Here is a 2,687-nt window from a genome sequence, read left to right on the forward strand (position 1 = left end):
GCCAGATCCCGCCTCACCCTCGTCCCCGACACCGGAACCGAGGTGACCACCGAACCCGCCCTCGGACTCAGCGCCTAACCCCCAAACCGAAGGACACCGCTACACCACCACCGGGGACTTGACCGTGACGAGTTGGAGTCGCCGGCGCTGTCGGCAGCGGCCCTCATCGCGACCTGCACAGGACTATCGCCCTACCGCACCCAAGCCAGCACGGGAACCGGGGCCGGCGGTCGAGTCAGCGGCTCGACGCTTAGTTGGAGCTCGACGGTTTTCAGCTAAGCCGGCGTGTGCAGGCGCGCCAGCTGCTGCACCATCCGCTGATCCATCCGCGCATCAATGACGTGCGCGTAGCGCTTGAACACTCCTAGCAGCGGCTCCTTCTCGACCGCCACCGACCAGGCACATCGCATCATAACTGGCGGTTCCCTGTGACAGCCTGAAGTGGCCGCGTGCCACTCGTAAACCCGGCTGCTGCCGACCACTACGATGCTCCATCGGCCGCTAACGTCGGATATTTCACGAATTCACAAGCCTCCCGTTGTTGGTGAGCGTGGTCTGCTGGCGGTCGGCGCTCGCGCAATACATCACGCGCGACAGCAGAGCGTGCGACGACGCTTCGACGTTCACGAACTGCTGCGGGTAGACCCACGGTGCAGGGCACTTGCCGAGCTTCGCGCCGACGGCCGGTACGTCGAGGGTGGTGACGGATGCGGAGCGCAACGTCGCGGGCGGGGTCTCGGGCAGCGGAGCAGGCGGTTGCGGGCTCGTCGCGTCTGCAGCATCCGGGTCCGCCCCGAACTTTCCGCCGCTCGAGGAGCACCCGCTCATCAGCACCGCGGCAATGACAAGGACCGCCCCCAGGATCGGGTGTCGTGCGGTGCCTGCAACCACATTCGTGCGCCTTCGCGAGCCATCGAATCACTGCCGGAGAGCAGGGTGACGGCGACGCAACCCTGCATCTGCCGGGAACGGTACTCCGGCCCACCGACACAGGCAATGGGCGGTCGTCAGTGTCTACACGGTGTCGTAAGTCAGCCCTGTTCGGCCGTTACTCCGGCGACACGAGTGGGCGGTATCGACGCACTACCGACGCGTTGTCGGACTCCGGGTCGTGCTTCTCGATGTCGATCCGTTGCACCAGCGCCGGGGTCGTCGGCGTCAGCTCGATGCGACACTGCAGATCGCCCGTCCGCCCGGGAAGCAGCCAGGTCACCTGAGCGGCGGACACACTCCAAAGGAGCCGCTCGGTGATGGGGTCACGGGTGTCGGCGAGGCCCCCGACCTCCGCGACCGCCTTCGCCAGCCGGGCTCGACGCACCTCGGCAGGAACGTCGTTCAGCACATTGTCGCTGTACAGCGATGCCGCGCTCGGGAGGGCGACGTCGCCAGCGCTGACGATTGCGTTCTCGATGGCCAGGGCCGCGGTGAGGGTCGAGGGCTGCAGGGTGATCTCGCGGGCCGGGGCGTCGATGTCGGCGAGAACCGCACGCAGCATGCCCGCAGCGAACAGGCCGGGCCGGGGGCCGTTGGTGTTGATGAACACAGCGACGCCGAGGCCCGACTCCGGGTGCCACCGCATGTTCGACGACCATCCGGGCAGGCCACCCGAGTGGTGGACCATGGCGCCAAACCGTTGGTCGTGATCAATGACGAGTCCGAGGCCGTAGGTCGACAGCTCGATGTGCGGGGTCGGCGGGTGGGTGGTGGCCGGCGGAATGACGGCCGATCCGAACTGCATCTCGCGCCGCGACGACCGGGTGAGGACCGAGTCATCCACGTTCTCCGGGTCGAAGGCGCTGGCAAGCCAGAAACTCCACCGGGCGATGTCGGGCAGCGTGCTGAACATGCCAGCCCCGGAAGCGCCGACCACGGCATGCACGACGGGTCGCGCGAACCAGCTCTCGCCCTTGTCGAAAGTGCTGAAACCTTCCGCAATACCTGCTCCGACGCCGTCCGGCGCGTAGTCCGCGACGTCGAAGTGGGTGCCGGTCAGCCCGAGCGGGTCGAGCAGCTCTGCGCTGACGAACTCGGTGAAGGCTCGGCCTGACACCTTCTCGACGATGATGCCGGCGAGCCAGAAGGCGATGTTCGAGTATTGGTACAGGCCGTCGGGCTTTTCGGTGAACGCGAGGCCTCGGCCGATCAGCTCGAGAAACTCGTCATGGCCCATCCCCATGTGGTGGTCGGCCCATCCGTTGTCTTCCGGCAGCCCGGAACGGTTGCTGAGGAGCATGCGGATCGTCACGGGGAGCACGACACCGGCAGCATCCATCGGGTCGATGAATTGCGGAATATGCGCCGACACCCGGTCGTCGAGGGCGAGGAGGCCGCGGTCGCGGAGGATGAGCACGGCTGCCGCTTCGAAGCTCTTCGACATGGACGCGATGCGATAGACGGTGTCCAGGCCGGGACGCTCGCCCGAGGCGCCCGCTTCGCCGATGGCGTGGTAGAACAGGATGCCGCTGCGATCGAACACCGCGTAGTTGATCGATCGCGCCGTGGGTGCGTCTTCGTCGAACCAGTGCTCGAGGGTGTCGAGAAGGGGCGGGGAGAGGCGGGGCATGGGGTTTGTCTGCCCGGCGGGGGGGGGGGCCGGGCGGCCCCCCCGGATCGGGGGGGGCGCCCGGTCCGGCGGCCCCCCCCCCCACCGTCCGTGACGTCGCTCTCTCTCCTGCTCGTGGCAGACG

Annotated in this window: 2 protein-coding genes; both read right to left on the reverse strand. The window is 67.5% G+C overall.

The window, feature by feature from the left end; genetic code table 11:
* Window positions 1-516: 516 nt before the first annotated feature.
* Window positions 517-891 (reverse strand): hypothetical protein, encoded by a 375-nt coding sequence (locus tag G5S38_RS15385; RefSeq protein ID WP_165070508.1) that lies wholly within the window; start codon window positions 889-891, stop codon window positions 517-519.
* A gap of 157 nt (window positions 892-1,048) precedes the next feature.
* Window positions 1,049-2,563 (reverse strand): serine hydrolase domain-containing protein, encoded by a 1,515-nt coding sequence (locus G5S38_RS15390; protein WP_165070510.1) that lies wholly within the window; start codon window positions 2,561-2,563, stop codon window positions 1,049-1,051.
* Window positions 2,564-2,687: the final 124 nt, after the last annotated feature.

Source organism: Marisediminicola senii (assembly GCF_011057645.1).
GTDB classification, from domain to species: domain Bacteria; phylum Actinomycetota; class Actinomycetes; order Actinomycetales; family Microbacteriaceae; genus Marisediminicola; species Marisediminicola senii.

Coding starts and splice junctions, on each gene's coding strand:
- G5S38_RS15390 (WP_165070510.1), bottom strand. CDS start 2,563: ATGCCCCGCCTCTCCCCGCCCCTTCTCGACACCCTCGAGCACTGGTTC.